We start from the raw sequence: 14,420 nt of genomic DNA, 5'->3' as shown, positions 1-14,420 counted from the left end.
GGCCGAAACCGCGTACCGCACCGAAGCCGGCGAAGAGCGCGAAGGTGCGGGGGCGGCCTCCGGCGGCCGCCCCGTCGCCAGGCGCCGGACTACCCGGCGGGGCTCAGCTCCGCCCGGCCGAAGAGCAGGGCGTATCCGGGAGGGAGCTGGGCCAGGACGCGGGTCACCAGGTCGTCGCCGACCAGGGCCGGCAGGACGCCGAGGACCGAGCCGACGTCCCAGCGGGCCGTGGCGGGGGTGGCGCCCTCGGTGCGGGCGGCGACCGAGTCGACGAACTCCGCGGCGGTCAGCCGGCGGGTGACCGGGATCTGGGAGGCGATCACCCGGGCCGCCCGGCCGGGCAGGGCGCGGGCCAGGTCGACCCGTTCGTCGCCGGTCACGTGGCCGCCGAGGGCGGAGAGGACGATGCGGGTGACGCGTTCCGCCTCCGCCCGGGTCGCGTACCGGCCCGACTCCCGCACCGCGTCGACCAGCTCGTTCCAGCGGGGGTCGTCGTCACGGGTGCGGCGGCCGCGCGGCGGGGCGGGGATCACCGCCCTCGGGCCGGGGGACGTCTCGGCGGTCGCGGTCGTCGGCGTGCGCGTCACGCCGGTCACCGTCGTCGCGCTCATCTACGGGTTCCTCCTCCAGGTCCTCACGGGGTGCCCGGGCGGACGGTCCGCGGGCCGGTCGCCGCGGCCCGGCGTCCGGCCGGGCGTGCCGTTCCGCCCGGCGCGCGGCCCCGCGGAGCCGCGGTCCCGCCGGGCGGAACGGGCGTGGGTGAACCGCGTCCCGCGGGAGGTCCCGCGGGACGCTTCTCGGTGGTGCCGGGTGCGGGGTGCCGTCAGCCGGCGAGCTGCCTGCGGCCGTCCCCGCCGGTGATGTGGATGCGGCGCGGCTTGGCCTGCTCGGCCACCGGGATGCGCAGCGTCAGGACACCGGCCTCGTACGAGGCGTCGATGCGGTCGGTGTCGAGGGTCTCGCCCAGGAACAGCTGCCGCGTGAAGGTGCCGGTGGGACGCTCGGCGACCAGCAGCTCCGCCTCCTCGGGGGCGGGGGACGGGCGCTCGGCGCGGACGTTCAGGACGTTGCGCTCGACGTCCAGCTCGATCGACTCGGGGTCGATGCCGGGGAGGTCGAAGTGGACGACGAACTCGTCCCCCGACCGGTAGGCGTCCATCGCCATCGCGGACGGGCGGGCGGAGCCGAAGACCTGCTGCGCGAGCCGGTCGAGATCGCGGAAGGGGTCCGTGCGCATGAGCATCACAGGTCACTCCTCTCCTCAGGCGCTCTGTGTGCGATGCCCTACGTTCCCTTCTTATATAACTCGGGGGAGGAAAGTTGACAACCCTCGACTCAATCCGGGCCGGGGGTCCGGAGGCGGTTAGCCTCGCAACAGGCCGGCAGTCGGCACGGTGACAGGAGGCAGACATGGCTGAGGTTCCCGGTGCGGTGTTCGCCGCGGGCGGGCTCGTCGGCGGGTACGGCGTGGCCCGCTGGACCAGGCAGCGGCCGCTCGGCGGGGCCGTGCTGGCCGTCGCCGGGGCCGCCGCGGCGCGGCAGTGGCACCGTCGGGCGGGCGGACCGGCCGCGGGGGCGCTGACCGCCGCGTACGCGGCCGCGTTCGCCGGCTCCCACCCGCTGGCCAAGAAGGTGGGCGCCTGGCCCGCCGTGTTCTCGGTGGCGGGCGCCGTGGCGCTGGCGTCCTGGGCGGTGGCGGACCGGCGCGGCTGAGTCCGTCCCGGGCGGGTCCGCACGAGGTGCGGGCGGTGATCGGCCGCCGCCGCTCCGCCGGGTGACGGCCACCCTCCGGACGCGCTATAGTTGATCTACGCCCGGTCGCCGCGCACAGCGGCACCCGGTCGCGCGTTGGTGGTCCAAGGAAAGACGTCCCGCTTCCTGCGGGGAGATGCAGGTGCAAGGCCTGCCCGGCGCTCGACACGAGAACCCCGGCCCTGTTCGTCAGGGCCGGGGTTCTCGCCGTGCGGGGCGGGATCAGGCCGGCCGGGCCTGCGCCCGGCCCGTCGGCGCCGTGGCCGCCGCGGTCAGCGGCTGGGCGATGTCCTCCAGGGAACGCCGCTCCGCGCGCACCGCGAGGAACGCCGCCACCAGGCCCGCCAGGCACATCAGCGCCGCGCCGATCTGGAAGGCCAGCACCGTGTCGCCGACCTTGCCCGTGCCGGTGAGGTCGGCGAACAGCAGGGGCCCGCTGATGCCGCCGGCGGCGGTGCCGAGGGCGTAGAAGAAGGCGATCGACATCGCGCGGGTCTCCATGGGGAAGATCTCGGAGACCGTCAGGTACGCGCTGCTCGCGCCCGCCGAGGCGAAGAACAGCACCGCGCACCAGCACGCCGTCAGCGTGGCCGCGCTCAGCGAGCCGCGGTCGAACAGCCAGGCCGTGCCGAACAGCAGCAGACCCGACAGCAGGTAGGTGCCCGAGATCATCACCCGGCGGCCGACCGTGTCGAACAGCTTGCCCAACAGCAGCGGGCCGAGGAAGTTGCCGACCGCGATGACGGCGAAGTAGTAGCCGGTGTTGCCGGTCGGCACGTCGAAGAACGTGGTCAGGATCGCGCCGAAGCCGAAGGTGATGGCGTTGTACAGGAACGCCTGCCCGATGAAGAGGGAGAAGCCCAGGGTGGCCCGCTTGGGATACTTGGCGAAGACCGTGCGGGCGATCTCCACGAAGGTGACGGCCTTGCGCTGGTGGATGGTCAGCTCGCCCTCGGGACGCGCCAGCGGCTCGCCCTTCTCCCGCTCCACCTGCTCCTCGATGGCGGACACGATGCGCTCCGCCTCGTCGTCACGACCGTGGATCAGCAGCCAGCGCGGACTCTCCGGGACGTGCCGCCGGACGAGCAGGATCACCAGGGCGAGGACCGCGCCGAGCGCGAACGTCAGGCGCCAGCCGACGTCCTTGGGGAAGATCGCCGTGTCCAGCGCGACGATCGACAGCAGGGAGCCGCCGACCGCGCCCAGCCAGAAGCTGCCGTTGATCATCAGGTCGACGCGTCCGCGGTAAGGCGCCGGGATGAGCTCGTCGATCGCGGAGTTGATCGCCGCGTACTCGCCGCCGATGCCGAAGCCGGTGAGGAAGCGGAAGAGGAAGAACCACCAGGTGTCGAACGAGACCGCCGTCAGGGCCGTCGCGCCCAGGTAGACGGCCAGCGTGATCATGAAGAGTTTTTTGCGCCCCCAGAGGTCCGTCAGGCGGCCCCAGAACAGGGCGCCCGCGCAGGCCCCCGCCACGTACAGGGCGGCGGCGAGGCCGGTGACCTGCCCCGAGGTGATGGGCAGTCCGCTGCCGGGTTCCGACAGGCGGCCCGCGATGTTGCCGACGACCGTGACCTCCAGGCCGTCGAGGATCCACACGGTGCCGAGACCGATCACGATCGTCCAGTGCCAGCGCGACCACGGGAGTCGGTCGAGCCGGGCGGGAATGGAGGTGGTCAGGGTGCGGCCGGTCTCGGCCTGCGCGGTCGTCATGGGCTCCCTCCTCATCGAGTGGAATGCCCGATCGGGTGCCCCCGGCCGGTCGTTTCACGCCCGGCCGGGAGCCGCTCCGCGCCCGGCGGGGACGCCGCGCTACGCCCCCACGGCCCGTGACACCGTGTAGATCAGCAGGCCGGCCAGGGAGCCGACCACCGTGCCGTTGATCCGGATGAACTGCAGGTCACGGCCGATGTTCGCCTCGATCTTCCGGGTGGTGTGCTCGGCGTCCCAGCTCGCCACCGTGTCCGTGATCAGGGAGGTGACCTCCGTGCGGTAGGTGGTGACGACGTACACCGCGGCGTCCTCCACCCAGCCGTCGACCTTGCCCTGGAGCTTGGGTTCGGTGGCCATCCGGGCGCCCAGCGACAGCAGGGCGGCCCGTACGCGCAGCCGCAGTTCGCTGCGCTCGTCCTCGGCGGCCGACACGATCATCGAGCGGACGGCCGTCCAGGCGGAGGCGATCAGGTCCTGCACCTCGCCGCGGCCGAGGACCTCGCCCTTGAGCCGTTCGACCCGCGCGCGGGTGTCGGTGTCGGACTGCAGGTCGGAGGCGAAGTCGGTGAGGAAGCGGTCGAGGGCGCCGCGCGCGGGGTGGGTGGGCATGTCGCGCATCTCGGTGGTGAAGCGCAGCAGTTCCTTGTAGACCCGCTCGCCGACCTTCCGGTCGACGAACCGCGGGGTCCAGCCCGGGGCGCCGCCCTCCACGGCGTCCATCACCTCGTCGCGGTGCAGCACCAGCCAGTCGTGGGCGCGGTTGACGACCAGGTCGACGACCCGTTTGTGGCCGCCGTCGGCGACGACCTTCTCCAGCATCTTGCCGATGCCCGGCGCGATCTCCTGGGCGTTGGCGCGGCGGGTGACGGCCTCGCCGACCACCGCCTGGACGTCGGAGTCGCGCAGCACCCTCAGGGCGCCCCGCAGCGCCGTCGACAGCTCCGCGGTGACCCGGTCGGCGTGCTCGGGCACCGCCAGCCACGCGCCGAGCCGGCTGCCGATGCCGACGGCGCGCAGCCGCTGCCGCACGACGTCCTCGGAGAGGAAGTTCTCCCCGACGAACTCGCCCAGGGAGACGCCCAGCTGGTCCTTCTTGGTGGGGATGATCGCGGTGTGCGGGATGGGGATGCCCAGGGGGTGGCGGAACAGGGCGGTGACGGCGAACCAGTCGGCGAGCGCGCCGACCATGCCGGCCTCGGCGGCCGCGGCGACGTAGCCCGCCCAGGCGCCGGCGCCCGAGTTCTGGGCCCACTTGGCGAGGACGTACACCACGGCCACGAAGAGCAGGAGCCCGGTGGCGGTGAGCTTCATCTGGCGCACCCCGCGCCGTTTTTCCTCGTCCGCCGGGCTGAAGGTGGTCATCGCGCGGTTCGAGGAGGGACCGGGACGGGCATGCTGCCCTCCGGCGCCCCGCTCTCCGGTTCCTTCGGCTTTCGTCCGTTCCATCCGCTCCACCCGTTCGGTGATCTCTCACACATTGTCCCTTCCTGACCGACTCCCGGAACGGAACAGGAGTTCCCGGCGTCTGTCCGGACGGGGGAATGCGACGGGGTCCTGTCAGGTTCCCCCCAACCCATGGCGCATCATGGGGTCATCGGATCGGAGCCTCGGGCTCCCATCTCCCGAGGAGAACAACACAGCATGACCCAGGGTCGTGACGGGGTCGTGGGGCCCGCCGCGGAGCAGCGGATGCCCGCGGCCTCCCCCAAACACCGTGCCCTGCTCGCCGCGGTCGTCGCAGCGATCGTGGCCGCTTCCGCCGTCATATACGTCGGTGCGGCGGCCGACGACGGAACCGACAAGCGCGCCGCTCCCGCCGGCGGCCCCCGACCGCACAACTCCGCCGCCCCCGCCTCCACCGGCACCTGGGTCGGCGCCTGGTCCGCGTCCCCGGCCGGAGCCGAGCCCGGGACCGAGACGACGGGCATGGCGGGCCGCTCGGTGCGCAACGTCGTGCACACCAGCGCCGGGGGTACGAGTGCCCGGATCACGCTGTCCAATCTCTACGGACAGACACCGCTGACCGTCACCCACGCCTCGATCGCGCTCGCCGCGACCACCGACAGCGCCGCCGCGGTCCCGGACACCATGCGGCGGCTGACCTTCAACGGCAGCCCCACCGTCGTCGTCCCGGCCGGCGGGCAGACCACGAGCGACGCCGTGCGCGTCACCGTGCCCCACGACAGCGACGTCCTGGTCACCCTCTACTCCCCCACCGCGTCCGGCCCGGTCACCTACCACCCGCACGCGCGCGAGACCTCCTACCTCGCCCAGGGCGACCTCACCGAGGACGCCACCGGCACCGGGTACACCGAGGAGACCTCGTACTGGCGCTACCTGACCGCGCTGGACGTGCTGAGCAACGAGTCCGACGGCACCGTCGCCGTCCTCGGCGACTCCCTCACCGACGGCATCACCTCCACGGCGGGCGCCAACCGCCGCTGGCCCGACGTCCTGTCGGACCGGCTGCACGCGGCGGTCGCGGCCGGCCGGGACGTGCCCCGCTACAGCGTCGTCAACCAGGGCATCAGCGGCAACCGGGTCCTCACCGACGGCCTCGGCCGCCCCGCGGACAACCCCAGCGGCCTCACCCGCTTCGGCCGGGACGTGCTCGGCCGGACCAACGTCAGGGCCGTCGTCATCGACCTCGGCGTCAACGACATCCTGCGCAACCCCGGCCAGGCCGACCCGGACGCGATCGTGGACGGCCTGCGCACCCTGGTCGGCCAGGCCCACGCCCGGGGCCTGAAGGTCGTCGGCGCGACGCTGATGCCGTTCGGCGGGCACCGCGGCTACACCGACGCCCGCGAGGCCGTCCGGCAGGCCGTCAACGCCGAGATCCGCGCGGGGCGCGTCTTCGACGCGGTGGTCGACTTCGACCGGGCGCTGCGCGACCCGTACGACCCGCGCCGGCTGCGTGACGTGTACGACTCCGGCGACCACCTGCACCCCAGCGACCAGGGGTACGCGCGGATGGCCGAGGTCTTCGAACTGGGCGACCTGAAGGGGTCGGCCCCGGCACGGCTGTAGGACCGTCCCGGCCGGGCCGGCCCCCCGCGCGGCCCCGGAGGCGCGCGGGGGGCCGGCCCGTCAGTACCCGGCTTCGTTCTGCCGCCGGCGCCGGTGCGGGTCGTGCAGCCCGGCCGGCGGCTCGTGCCGGGAGCCGTCCAGCTCGCGGTGCCCGCCGCCCCCGCCCTCCAGCCTCTCGCGCCGCCGCTCCTCCCGGAGCCGCTGCCGCTCGGCCCGGGTCGCCTTCCGCTCGACGCCGACCCCGCCCCAGAAGGCCAGACCCGTCACGACCACCCGGGGCGCCCCGGGATCGCCCGGCACGCCGTCCTCCCGCTGGTCGAAGCCGCCCATGATCCCGACGCCCCGCACGACGACCTCGACCCCGGGCGGCACCACGATCTCCACCCCGCCCATGATCGCCACACAGTTGATCTCGACCTCGCGGCCCGCGAAGTCCGCCTCGCGCAGGTCGATCTCCCCGCCGCCCCAGAAGGCGAAGCAGGTGAACTTCCGCGGCACCGTCCAGCGCCCCTTGCGCTGGAACCCCGACATCACGGCGACCGCGCCCGCCGACGAGCCCTCCCCGCCGACGATCCGGTCCGCCCAGCCGCGCTCCCCGGCGTCCTTGCGCAGCGACACCGGCGGTGCGACGGCGGCGCTCCCGGCCGGCAGGTCCCGGGTGATCGGCGCCAGCTCCCCGTAGGTGCGCGCCCGGTACGTGGCGTCCAGCCGCTCCTCGAACTCCGTCATGTCCAGCCGGCCCTCGGCGAGGGCGTCCCGCAGGACCTCGGCGACCCGTTCGCGGTCGGCGTCCGAGGCGCGGAGGTCCGGGGCTGTGTCGTCGGTCATACCAGCAGCCTACGAGCTCCCCGCCGCCCGCACTACGGCGTCGTCCGGCCCGCGTACATGTCGGCGATGACCGCCTCGATGTCCGGCTCCCGCACCGACAGGTCCACCAGCGGGTACTCCGCCGCGATCCGCGCCACCAGCGGGGCCGCCGACTGCGACGCCGGGAAAGCCAGCCACTGGCGCGGCCCCGCCACCCGCACCACCCGCGCGGGCGGCGGCACCGCGATCGGCGGCAGCTCCCGCTCCAGGTCCACCACCAGGGTCCGTTCGCTCCCCCCGGCCTCGCGCAGCCCGGCGAGCGCACCGTCGTACACCATCCGCCCGTGGTCGATGACCATCACCCGGGAGCACAACTGCTCGATGTCCTGCAGGTCGTGCGTGGTCAGCAGCACCGTCGTGCCGCGCTCGGCGTTCACCTCCCGCAGGAACTCCCGCACCTTCGCCTTGGACACCACGTCCAGGCCGATGGTCGGCTCGTCGAGGTAGAGCACCTCCGGGTCGTGCAGCAGCGCCGCCGCGATGTCGCCGCGCATCCGCTGCCCGAGCGACAACTGCCGCACCGGCACGTCCAGCAGGGCACCCAGGTCCAGCAGTCCGACGAGCCGGTCCAGGTTCGCGCGGTAACGGGCGTCCGGGATGCGGTACATGCGGTGCATCAGCCGGTAGGAGTCGACCAGCGGCAGGTCCCACCACAGCGTCGTCCGCTGCCCGAACACCACGCCGATGCGGTACGCGAGACGGGTCCGCTCCCGGGCCGGCTCGATGCCCGCGACCCGCAGCCGGCCGCCGCTCGGCGTCAGGATCCCCGTCAGCATCTTGACCGTCGTCGACTTGCCGGCGCCGTTCGGCCCGATGTACCCCACCATCTCGCCCCGCGCCACGGTGAAGGAGAGCGAGTCCACGGCCCGCACCCGCCGCCGCTCCCGCTTCAGGAAACCGGTCCTCCTGCGCACGTCGAAGACCTTCTCGACGCGGTCCACCTCGATGAAACGCCCGTCCGTCATCCCTCAGCTCCCCGTACTCCGATACGAGCGAAGCGCCGACCGCCACGCCAGGCCCGCCGGCACGCAGACCCCGGCCGCCACCAGCGGCGGCGCCCACGCCGCCCACCCGGGCAGCCCCAACGGGTACGCCCGCCCCAGCAGATGGGCCGCCGGCACCCAGTTGACGAAGGCCAGGGGCAGCACGAAGGTCACCCCGCGCACCAGCTCTCTGCCGAACACCGTGGGCGGGTACTGCAGCAGCGTCGTGCCGCCGTAGGTGAACGCGTTCTGCACCTCGGCCACGTCCTGCACCAGGATCTGCAGGGCCGCCCCCGCGACGAACACCGCGCCGAAGATCACCGCGCCGCTGACCAGCGTCACCGGCACCAGCAGCACCCTCGGCGCCGTCCAGTCCACGTCGACCGCGGCGAGCGCGTAGCCCAGCACCAGCGCGCCCTGCGCGAGACGGGCCACCCGGCGCAGCGCGAAACGGTCCGCCGCGGCCTGCGCGAGCACCGGCGCCGGCCGCACGAGCAACGTGTCGAGCGTGCCGTCGCGCACGCTCCGGCCCAGCTGGCCCAGCGAGTTGACCGCCAGGTCCGCCAGCCCGAAGGACGTGGCGGACAGGCCGTACAGCAGGGCCACCTCGGGCAGCGCGTACCCGCCGAGCGAGCCGACCCGCGAGAACATCAGCAGGATCGCGACGAAGTCCAGCCCGCTCAGCAGCAGACCGCCGAACACCGTCATCGCGAAGGAGGCCCGGTACGCCAGGCTGGAACGGATCCACATCCCGGTGATCAGGCCGTAGGCGCGCACCCCGTCCGACAGCCGGCTGCGCTCACCCACCCTGGACCACCACCCGCCGGGTCGCCGCCGCCTGCAGCAGCCGCCCCGCCGCCAGCAGCACCACCGCCCAGGCCGCCGCGAAGGCGTAGGCCCCGAGCGGATCGGCCTTCCCCATCAGGACGTCCGCGGGCACCTGCAGCAGGGCCGACCACGGCAGGACCCGGACCACCTCGCCCAGCGCCCCCGGGAAGACGTTCAGCGGCAGTGTCATCCCCGAGCAGAACAGCCCGGTGATCATCAGGAGCTGCAGCACGCCCTTGCCGTCCAGCAGCCAGAACGCGCTCAGCGCCACCAGGTAGCGGACGGCGAAGCTCACGACCGCCCCGAGCACGACCGCCACCAGGAACGCCGCCCAGGCCAGCGGATCACGCGGCAGCGCCGTCGGGAAGCACCACGCCCCGAAGACCACGGGCACCACCCCCCGCCCCAGGAGCTGGAACAGCGTCCTGCCCAGGTCGTTCGCCAGCCACCACAGCTGCAGATCGGCCGGCCGGTACAGATCCGTGGCGATGTCACCCGTACGGATGCGTTCCATGAGCTCGTTCTCGAAACCCCCGCCCTGGATGGCCAGGGCGGCGAAGAGCGCCTGCCCGATCCACACGTAGGTCACGGCCTGCGCCTGGTCGTACCCCCCGAGGTGCGGTCTCTCGTCCCACAGCGCCACGTAGGTGTACACGAGGATCACACCGAAAACGGTGTTGGTGAACACCCCTGCGGCCGTGGCCGCCCGGTACGTCGCGTACCGTCGGAAGCCCCCCGCCGCGACGGCCGCGTACAACCGTCCCGAACCCACGCCACAACCCTCCTCGCCCGCCGGAGACCCCCGGCACCGAAGCGCAGGAGCCTAGCGGCGCGGGCGGCGGACCCGCCGCGGGTTTTCCGGTGCACGGGCCCCCGACCGGGACCCGGCCCACCGGTTCACCCGCATGTGCGGTTTCCGGGAACGGAACGCCCGGTGCGAGAGTCTTCATCAGGGGGCGCAGAAGGCGTACGAGGCGTACGGGAACGTACGACGCGAAACAGGAGTCCATGCACGACATGAGCGACGAGCCGCAGCCGCAGCAGCCGACACCGGGCTGGGCACCGACCGAGCCGCAGGCGGCCGACGACCCGGAGGGCACCCGGCCCGGCGGAAAACCCGGGCGCACCGGCCTGCGCCGGATCATCCCGACCTGGCGGACGGCGCTCGGCACCGCCGTCGTCGTCGCCCTGCTGCTGGCCGGCGCCTTCTTCCTCGGCTACACCCTGGTGAAGATCCCGCCCGCCAACGCGCTCGCCACCAAGCAGGCCAACGTCTACCTCTACGCGGACGGTTCGCAGATCGCCCGCGACGGCGAGATCAACCGCGAGAACGTCACCCTCGCCCAGATCTCCAAGGACGCCCAGCACGCCGTCCTGGCCGCCGAGGACCGCGACTTCTACACCGAGTCGGCCGTCGACCCCAAGGCCATGCTCCGCGCCGCCTGGAACACCGCCACCGGCAAGGGCAAGCAGTCCGGCTCCACCATCACCCAGCAGTACGTGAAGAACTACTACCTGCGCCAGGAGCAGACCGTCACCCGCAAGGTGAAGGAGTTCTTCATCGCCATCAAGCTGGACCGCGAGCAGTCCAAGGACAAGATCCTCGAGGGCTACCTCAACACCAGCTACTTCGGCCGCAACGCCTACGGCATCCAGGCCGCCGCCCAGGCCTACTACGGCATGGACGCCGCCGAACTCGACCCGGCCCGCGCCGCCTACCTCGCCGCGCTGGTCAACGCGCCCAGCCAGTACGACGTCGTCGCCCACCCCGAGAACCGCAGGGCCGCCGAGGCCCGCTGGAACTACGTCCTGGACGGCATGGTCACCAAGGGCTGGCTCGGCGAGACCGAACGCGCCGGCATCACCTTCCCGATGCCGAAGGAGACCACCGTCTCCACCGGCATGTCCGGGCAGCGCGGCTACATCGTCCGCATCGTGCGCGACTACCTCGTCGACAACAAGATCGTCGACGAGGGCGCCCTCGACGCCGGCGGCTACCGCATCACCACCACCCTGCAGAAGGACAAGCAGGACGCCTTCGTCGAGGCCGTCGACGACAAGCTCATGTCCAAGCTCGACCCGAAGAACCGCAAGGTCGACACCTACGTCCGCGCCGGCGGCGCCTCCGTCGACCCCAGGACCGGCAAGGTCGTGGCGATGTACAACGGCATCGACTACGTCAAGCAGTACACCCCCAACGCCACCCGCCGGGACTTCCAGGTCGGCTCCACCTTCAAGCCGTTCGTGTTCACCGCCGCCGTCGAGCACAAGTCCAACACCCAGGACGGCCGCCTGATCACCCCCAACACCGTCTACGACGGCACCAACAAGCGCCCCGTCCAGGGCTGGAGCGGCGGCCTGTACGCCCCGGAGAACGAGGACCAGGTCTCCTACGGCGACATCACCGTCCGCGAGGCCACCGACAAGTCCGTCAACTCCGTGTACGCGCAGATGGCGGTCGACGTCGGCCCCGAGAAGGTCAAGCAGACCGCCATCGACCTCGGCATCCCCGCCGACACGCCCAGCATGCCCGACGGCCCCGCCCTCGCCCTCGGCACCGCCAACGCCAGCGTCCTCGACATGGCCGAGGCCTACGCCACCCTCGCCAACCACGGCAAGCACGGCACCTACACGATGGTCGAGAAGGTCACCAAGGAGGGCGTGCCCGTCACGCTGCCCGAACGCCGGACCCGCCAGGCCGTCAGCCGCGAGGCCGCCGACACCACCACCGCGGTCCTGCAGAGCGTGGTCCAGAACGGCACCGCCACCGCCGCCCAGGCCGCCGGCCGCCCGGCCGCCGGCAAGACCGGCACCGCCGAGGAGGACAAGGCCGCCTGGTTCGCCGGCTACACCCCCGACCTCGCCACCGTCGTCGCCGTCATGGGCCAGGACCCGGTCACCGCCGAGCACAAGCCGCTCTACAACGCCCTCGGCCTGCAGCGCATCAACGGCGGCGGGGCACCCGCCGAGATCTGGGGCCAGTACACCCGCGACGCCCTCGACGGCGAGCCGGTCAAGAGCTTCGACCTGCGGCTCCAGATCGGCGCCGACCAGACGCAGGCGCCCAGCACCGAGCCCCCGGCCGACCCGACCGGCGACGAGGAGACCGGCGACGACGCCACCCCGGACGAGGACACCGGCCAGACCCCCGAGCAGAGCCCGAGCGCGCCCGGCGAGCAGACCCCGGGCGAGACCGACGGCACCACCGGCGGCACCACCGACGGCGCGACGACCGGCGGCACCACCGACGGCACCACCGGCACCGGCGGCACCACCGGCGACACGACCGGCGGCGACACCACGGGCGGCGACACCACCGACGGCACCACCACCGGGAAACCGGCCGGCGGCAGCACCGAAGGCGTCACGGGCATCGTGCCGCAGCTGGCCCGCCGCGAGTGAGTCAGTGACCCGAGGTCGCCTTCAGCCCCACCACGGCGACCAGCAGCAGGCACACGAAGAAGATCCGGGCGGCGGTCGCCGGCTCCCCCAGCACCGCCATGCCGAGCACCGCCGCCCCGGCCGCCCCGATCCCGACCCACACCCCGTACGCCGTACCGATGGGCAGGGTCTTCGCCGCCTGGGACAGCAGCAGCATGCTGGCCACGATGGCCGCGCCGGTGAGCACACTGGGCAACGGCCGGGTGAACCCCTCGGTGTACTTCATCCCCACCGACCAGCCGACCTCCAGCAGACCGGCGACCACGAGCAGGACCCACGCCATGACGGCACCTCCGTGAACGGACGAAACGGTGGTGCGTCGTCTTTGCCTTCACCCGGTACGGCGCGTCTCGTCGGGGTCCTTCCAACCTAGCAAAGGCAGCCCGAAAGGGGCCGGTGACCATCGTCACCGGCCCCTTCCCGTGCACTCGGGTCCTACAGGTACAGCCCGGTCGAGTCCTCCGACCCCTCGAACCGGTCCGCGGCCACGGCGTGCAGATCGCGCTCGCGCATCAGCACGTACGCGATCCCCCGCACCTCGACCTCCGCCCGGTCCTCCGGATCGAACAGGACCCGGTCCCCCGGCTCCACCGTCCGCACGTTCTGCCCCACCGCGACCACCTCGGCCCAGGCCAGCCGACGACCGACCGCCGCGGTGGCGGGAATCAGGATGCCGCCACCGGAACGCCGCTCGCCCTCGCTGGTGTCCTGCCGCACGAGGACCCGGTCGTGCAGCATGCGGATGGGCAGCTTGTCGGGATGGGTGCTGTCGTTTCTGTTGGCGCTCACGCTCTGAAACCTACCTGCCTCCGCCGCGGACACACGCGGGCGGGTCAGCCCCTGCGCCGCCGGGTGCTCAGCGTGAGCAGCCCGACGACACCGGCCACCAGGAGCGCGGCGGGCACCACCCGCTCCAGCCGCGGCGCGCCCCGCTCGTCCACGAACTGCGCCTTCACCTCGCTCACCACCCGGTTGACCTCCACGTAGGCCCGGCCGAGGGTGTGGTCGACGTGGGAGGCGACCTTGGCCTTGGCGTCGCCGACGACCGTCTTCGGGTGCACCCGCACCCCGATCTCGTCGAGCGTCTCGGCCAGCACCGCGCGGCGGCGCTCGATGTCCGCCTCGATCTGCGCCGGGGTTCTGGTGTCCGCCGTGTCCGCCACCGTGTCGCCTCCGAAGTCCGCTTGTGCCTGTTGTCGGACAGTCTGTCAGCTCCTCGCCGCACCGCACGGCCGGGACCCCCGGTTACGCTCGATGCCGGCACCCGATCCACGCAGTGCGTCCGTACGAGGAGACCAGACCGATGACCGACCGCCTCCAGCCCGGGGACGTCGCCCCCGCCTTCACCCTGCCCGACGCCGACGGCACCGAGGTGTCGCTGGCCGACCACAAGGGCCGCAAGGTCATCGTCTACTTCTACCCGGCGGCGCTGACTCCAGGCTGCACCAAGCAGGCCTGCGACTTCACCGACAACCTGGAGGTCCTGGCGGGCGCCGGCTACGACGTCATCGGCATCTCCCCCGACAAGCCCGAGAAGCTCGCCGCGTTCCGCGAGAAGGAGTCCCTGAAGGTCACCCTGCTCGCCGACCCGGACAAGAAGGTCCTGGAGGCGTACGGCGCCTTCGGCGAGAAGAAGCTGTACGGCAAGACGGTCGTGGGCGTCATCCGCTCCACGGTGATCGTCGACGAGGAGGGCCGGGTCGAGCGCGCCCTGTACAACGTGAAGGCGACGGGCCACGTGGCCAAGATCATCAAGGACCTGGGCGTCTAGCGCACCCCTCCGCCCTCCGCCGTCCGAGCGGCCCG

At 72.8% G+C, this 14,420-nt stretch carries 15 protein-coding genes and 1 riboswitch; of the genes, 4 read left to right on the top strand and 11 right to left on the bottom strand.

Annotated elements, in window-relative coordinates:
- Positions 1–89: 89 nt before the first annotated feature.
- A complete protein-coding gene (locus ACIF8T_RS00370) occupies positions 90–611 on the bottom strand; it encodes a DUF2267 domain-containing protein (RefSeq protein ID WP_400029579.1) in 522 nt (173 codons plus the stop codon).
- 212 nt (positions 612–823) lie between these two features.
- On the bottom strand, positions 824–1,243 hold the full coding sequence (locus ACIF8T_RS00365) for an Hsp20/alpha crystallin family protein (protein ID WP_400029577.1): 420 nt from the start codon (positions 1,241–1,243) through the stop codon (positions 824–826).
- A gap of 167 nt (positions 1,244–1,410) precedes the next feature.
- On the opposite strand from ACIF8T_RS00365, the gene ACIF8T_RS00360 reads away from it, so the two are divergent.
- A complete protein-coding gene (locus tag ACIF8T_RS00360) occupies positions 1,411–1,713 on the top strand; it encodes a hypothetical protein (RefSeq protein ID WP_400029575.1) in 303 nt (100 codons plus the stop codon).
- Between the two features lie 261 nt (positions 1,714–1,974).
- Here the strand turns inward: ACIF8T_RS00360 and ACIF8T_RS00355 are convergent, their stop codons facing one another.
- Both ACIF8T_RS00355 and ACIF8T_RS00350 read right to left on the bottom strand, forming a co-directional pair.
- A complete protein-coding gene (locus tag ACIF8T_RS00355) occupies positions 1,975–3,465 on the bottom strand; it encodes an MFS transporter (RefSeq protein WP_400029573.1) in 1,491 nt (496 codons plus the stop codon).
- Positions 3,466–3,564: 99 nt separating this feature from the next.
- Positions 3,565–4,911, bottom strand: coding sequence for a DUF445 domain-containing protein (locus ACIF8T_RS00350; protein ID WP_400029571.1), 1,347 nt, complete (start codon positions 4,909–4,911; stop codon positions 3,565–3,567).
- A gap of 195 nt (positions 4,912–5,106) precedes the next feature.
- Between ACIF8T_RS00350 and ACIF8T_RS00345 the strand changes: the two genes are divergently transcribed.
- Positions 5,107–6,495: an SGNH/GDSL hydrolase family protein gene (locus ACIF8T_RS00345; protein ID WP_400029569.1), complete on the top strand. Its 1,389-nt coding sequence runs from the start codon at positions 5,107–5,109 to the stop codon at positions 6,493–6,495.
- A gap of 60 nt (positions 6,496–6,555) precedes the next feature.
- On the opposite strand, the gene ACIF8T_RS00340 is transcribed toward ACIF8T_RS00345, so the two are convergent.
- The 4 genes from ACIF8T_RS00340 to ACIF8T_RS00325 are packed head-to-tail and all read right to left on the bottom strand — an operon-like array spanning position 6,556 to position 9,945.
- A complete protein-coding gene (locus tag ACIF8T_RS00340) occupies positions 6,556–7,323 on the bottom strand; it encodes a DUF1707 domain-containing protein (RefSeq protein WP_400029567.1) in 768 nt (255 codons plus the stop codon).
- A gap of 32 nt (positions 7,324–7,355) precedes the next feature.
- Positions 7,356–8,327, bottom strand: coding sequence for an ATP-binding cassette domain-containing protein (locus ACIF8T_RS00335; RefSeq protein WP_400029565.1), 972 nt, complete (start codon positions 8,325–8,327; stop codon positions 7,356–7,358).
- Positions 8,328–8,330: 3 nt separating this feature from the next.
- Positions 8,331–9,152, bottom strand: coding sequence for an ABC transporter permease (locus tag ACIF8T_RS00330; protein ID WP_400029563.1), 822 nt, complete (start codon positions 9,150–9,152; stop codon positions 8,331–8,333).
- Entirely contained in the window at positions 9,145–9,945 is an 801-nt protein-coding gene (locus ACIF8T_RS00325; RefSeq protein ID WP_400029561.1) for an ABC transporter permease, read from the bottom strand. The genes ACIF8T_RS00330 and ACIF8T_RS00325 overlap by 8 nt, the downstream gene beginning before the upstream one ends.
- Positions 9,946–10,190: 245 nt before the next feature.
- On the opposite strand from ACIF8T_RS00325, the gene ACIF8T_RS00320 reads away from it, so the two are divergent.
- Positions 10,191–12,575, top strand: coding sequence for a transglycosylase domain-containing protein (locus ACIF8T_RS00320; protein ID WP_400029559.1), 2,385 nt, complete (start codon positions 10,191–10,193; stop codon positions 12,573–12,575).
- A 1-nt stretch (position 12,576) separates the two neighbouring features.
- On the opposite strand, the gene ACIF8T_RS00315 is transcribed toward ACIF8T_RS00320, so the two are convergent.
- The 3 genes from ACIF8T_RS00315 to ACIF8T_RS00305 all read right to left on the bottom strand — a co-directional run bounded on the left by ACIF8T_RS00315 (position 12,577) and on the right by ACIF8T_RS00305 (position 13,777).
- Entirely contained in the window at positions 12,577–12,897 is a 321-nt protein-coding gene (locus ACIF8T_RS00315; protein WP_400029557.1) for a DMT family transporter, read from the bottom strand.
- A gap of 30 nt (positions 12,898–12,927) precedes the next feature.
- Positions 12,928–12,998, bottom strand: a riboswitch (guanidine-III (ykkC-III) riboswitch).
- A gap of 51 nt (positions 12,999–13,049) precedes the next feature.
- Positions 13,050–13,352, bottom strand: a complete 303-nt coding sequence (locus ACIF8T_RS00310) for a co-chaperone GroES (protein WP_189941586.1) — start codon at positions 13,350–13,352, stop codon at positions 13,050–13,052.
- A gap of 95 nt (positions 13,353–13,447) precedes the next feature.
- Positions 13,448–13,777 carry a DUF3618 domain-containing protein gene (locus ACIF8T_RS00305; protein ID WP_400029555.1) on the bottom strand — a complete coding sequence of 110 codons (330 nt, stop codon included), beginning with the start codon at positions 13,775–13,777 and terminating at the stop codon, positions 13,448–13,450.
- A gap of 140 nt (positions 13,778–13,917) precedes the next feature.
- On the opposite strand from ACIF8T_RS00305, the gene bcp reads away from it, so the two are divergent.
- On the top strand, positions 13,918–14,385 hold the full coding sequence (gene bcp / locus ACIF8T_RS00300; RefSeq protein ID WP_400029553.1) for a thioredoxin-dependent thiol peroxidase: 468 nt from the start codon (positions 13,918–13,920) through the stop codon (positions 14,383–14,385).
- Positions 14,386–14,420 lie beyond the last annotated feature (35 nt).

Source organism: Streptomyces sp. NPDC085946, from assembly GCF_044540485.1.
In the GTDB taxonomy this organism is placed as follows: domain Bacteria; phylum Actinomycetota; class Actinomycetes; order Streptomycetales; family Streptomycetaceae; genus Streptomyces.
This window is presented reverse-complemented; position numbering and strand designations above follow the sequence as displayed.

Excerpts from the sequence above, each read along its gene's own strand:
- ACIF8T_RS00350 (WP_400029571.1), bottom strand. The coding sequence starts at position 4,911 with ATGGAACGGACGAAAGCCGAAGGAACCGGAGAGCGGGGCGCCGGAGGG.
- ACIF8T_RS00360 (WP_400029575.1), top strand. The coding sequence starts at position 1,411 with ATGGCTGAGGTTCCCGGTGCGGTGTTCGCCGCGGGCGGGCTCGTCGGC.
- bcp (WP_400029553.1), top strand. The coding sequence starts at position 13,918 with ATGACCGACCGCCTCCAGCCCGGGGACGTCGCCCCCGCCTTCACCCTG.
- ACIF8T_RS00320 (WP_400029559.1), top strand. The coding sequence starts at position 10,191 with ATGAGCGACGAGCCGCAGCCGCAGCAGCCGACACCGGGCTGGGCACCG.
- ACIF8T_RS00355 (WP_400029573.1), bottom strand. The coding sequence starts at position 3,465 with ATGACGACCGCGCAGGCCGAGACCGGCCGCACCCTGACCACCTCCATT.
- ACIF8T_RS00310 (WP_189941586.1), bottom strand. The coding sequence starts at position 13,352 with ATGCTGCACGACCGGGTCCTCGTGCGGCAGGACACCAGCGAGGGCGAG.
- ACIF8T_RS00335 (WP_400029565.1), bottom strand. The coding sequence starts at position 8,327 with ATGACGGACGGGCGTTTCATCGAGGTGGACCGCGTCGAGAAGGTCTTC.
- ACIF8T_RS00365 (WP_400029577.1), bottom strand. The coding sequence starts at position 1,243 with ATGCTCATGCGCACGGACCCCTTCCGCGATCTCGACCGGCTCGCGCAG.
- ACIF8T_RS00315 (WP_400029557.1), bottom strand. The coding sequence starts at position 12,897 with ATGGCGTGGGTCCTGCTCGTGGTCGCCGGTCTGCTGGAGGTCGGCTGG.
- ACIF8T_RS00340 (WP_400029567.1), bottom strand. The coding sequence starts at position 7,323 with ATGACCGACGACACAGCCCCGGACCTCCGCGCCTCGGACGCCGACCGC.
- ACIF8T_RS00345 (WP_400029569.1), top strand. The coding sequence starts at position 5,107 with ATGACCCAGGGTCGTGACGGGGTCGTGGGGCCCGCCGCGGAGCAGCGG.
- ACIF8T_RS00370 (WP_400029579.1), bottom strand. The coding sequence starts at position 611 with ATGAGCGCGACGACGGTGACCGGCGTGACGCGCACGCCGACGACCGCG.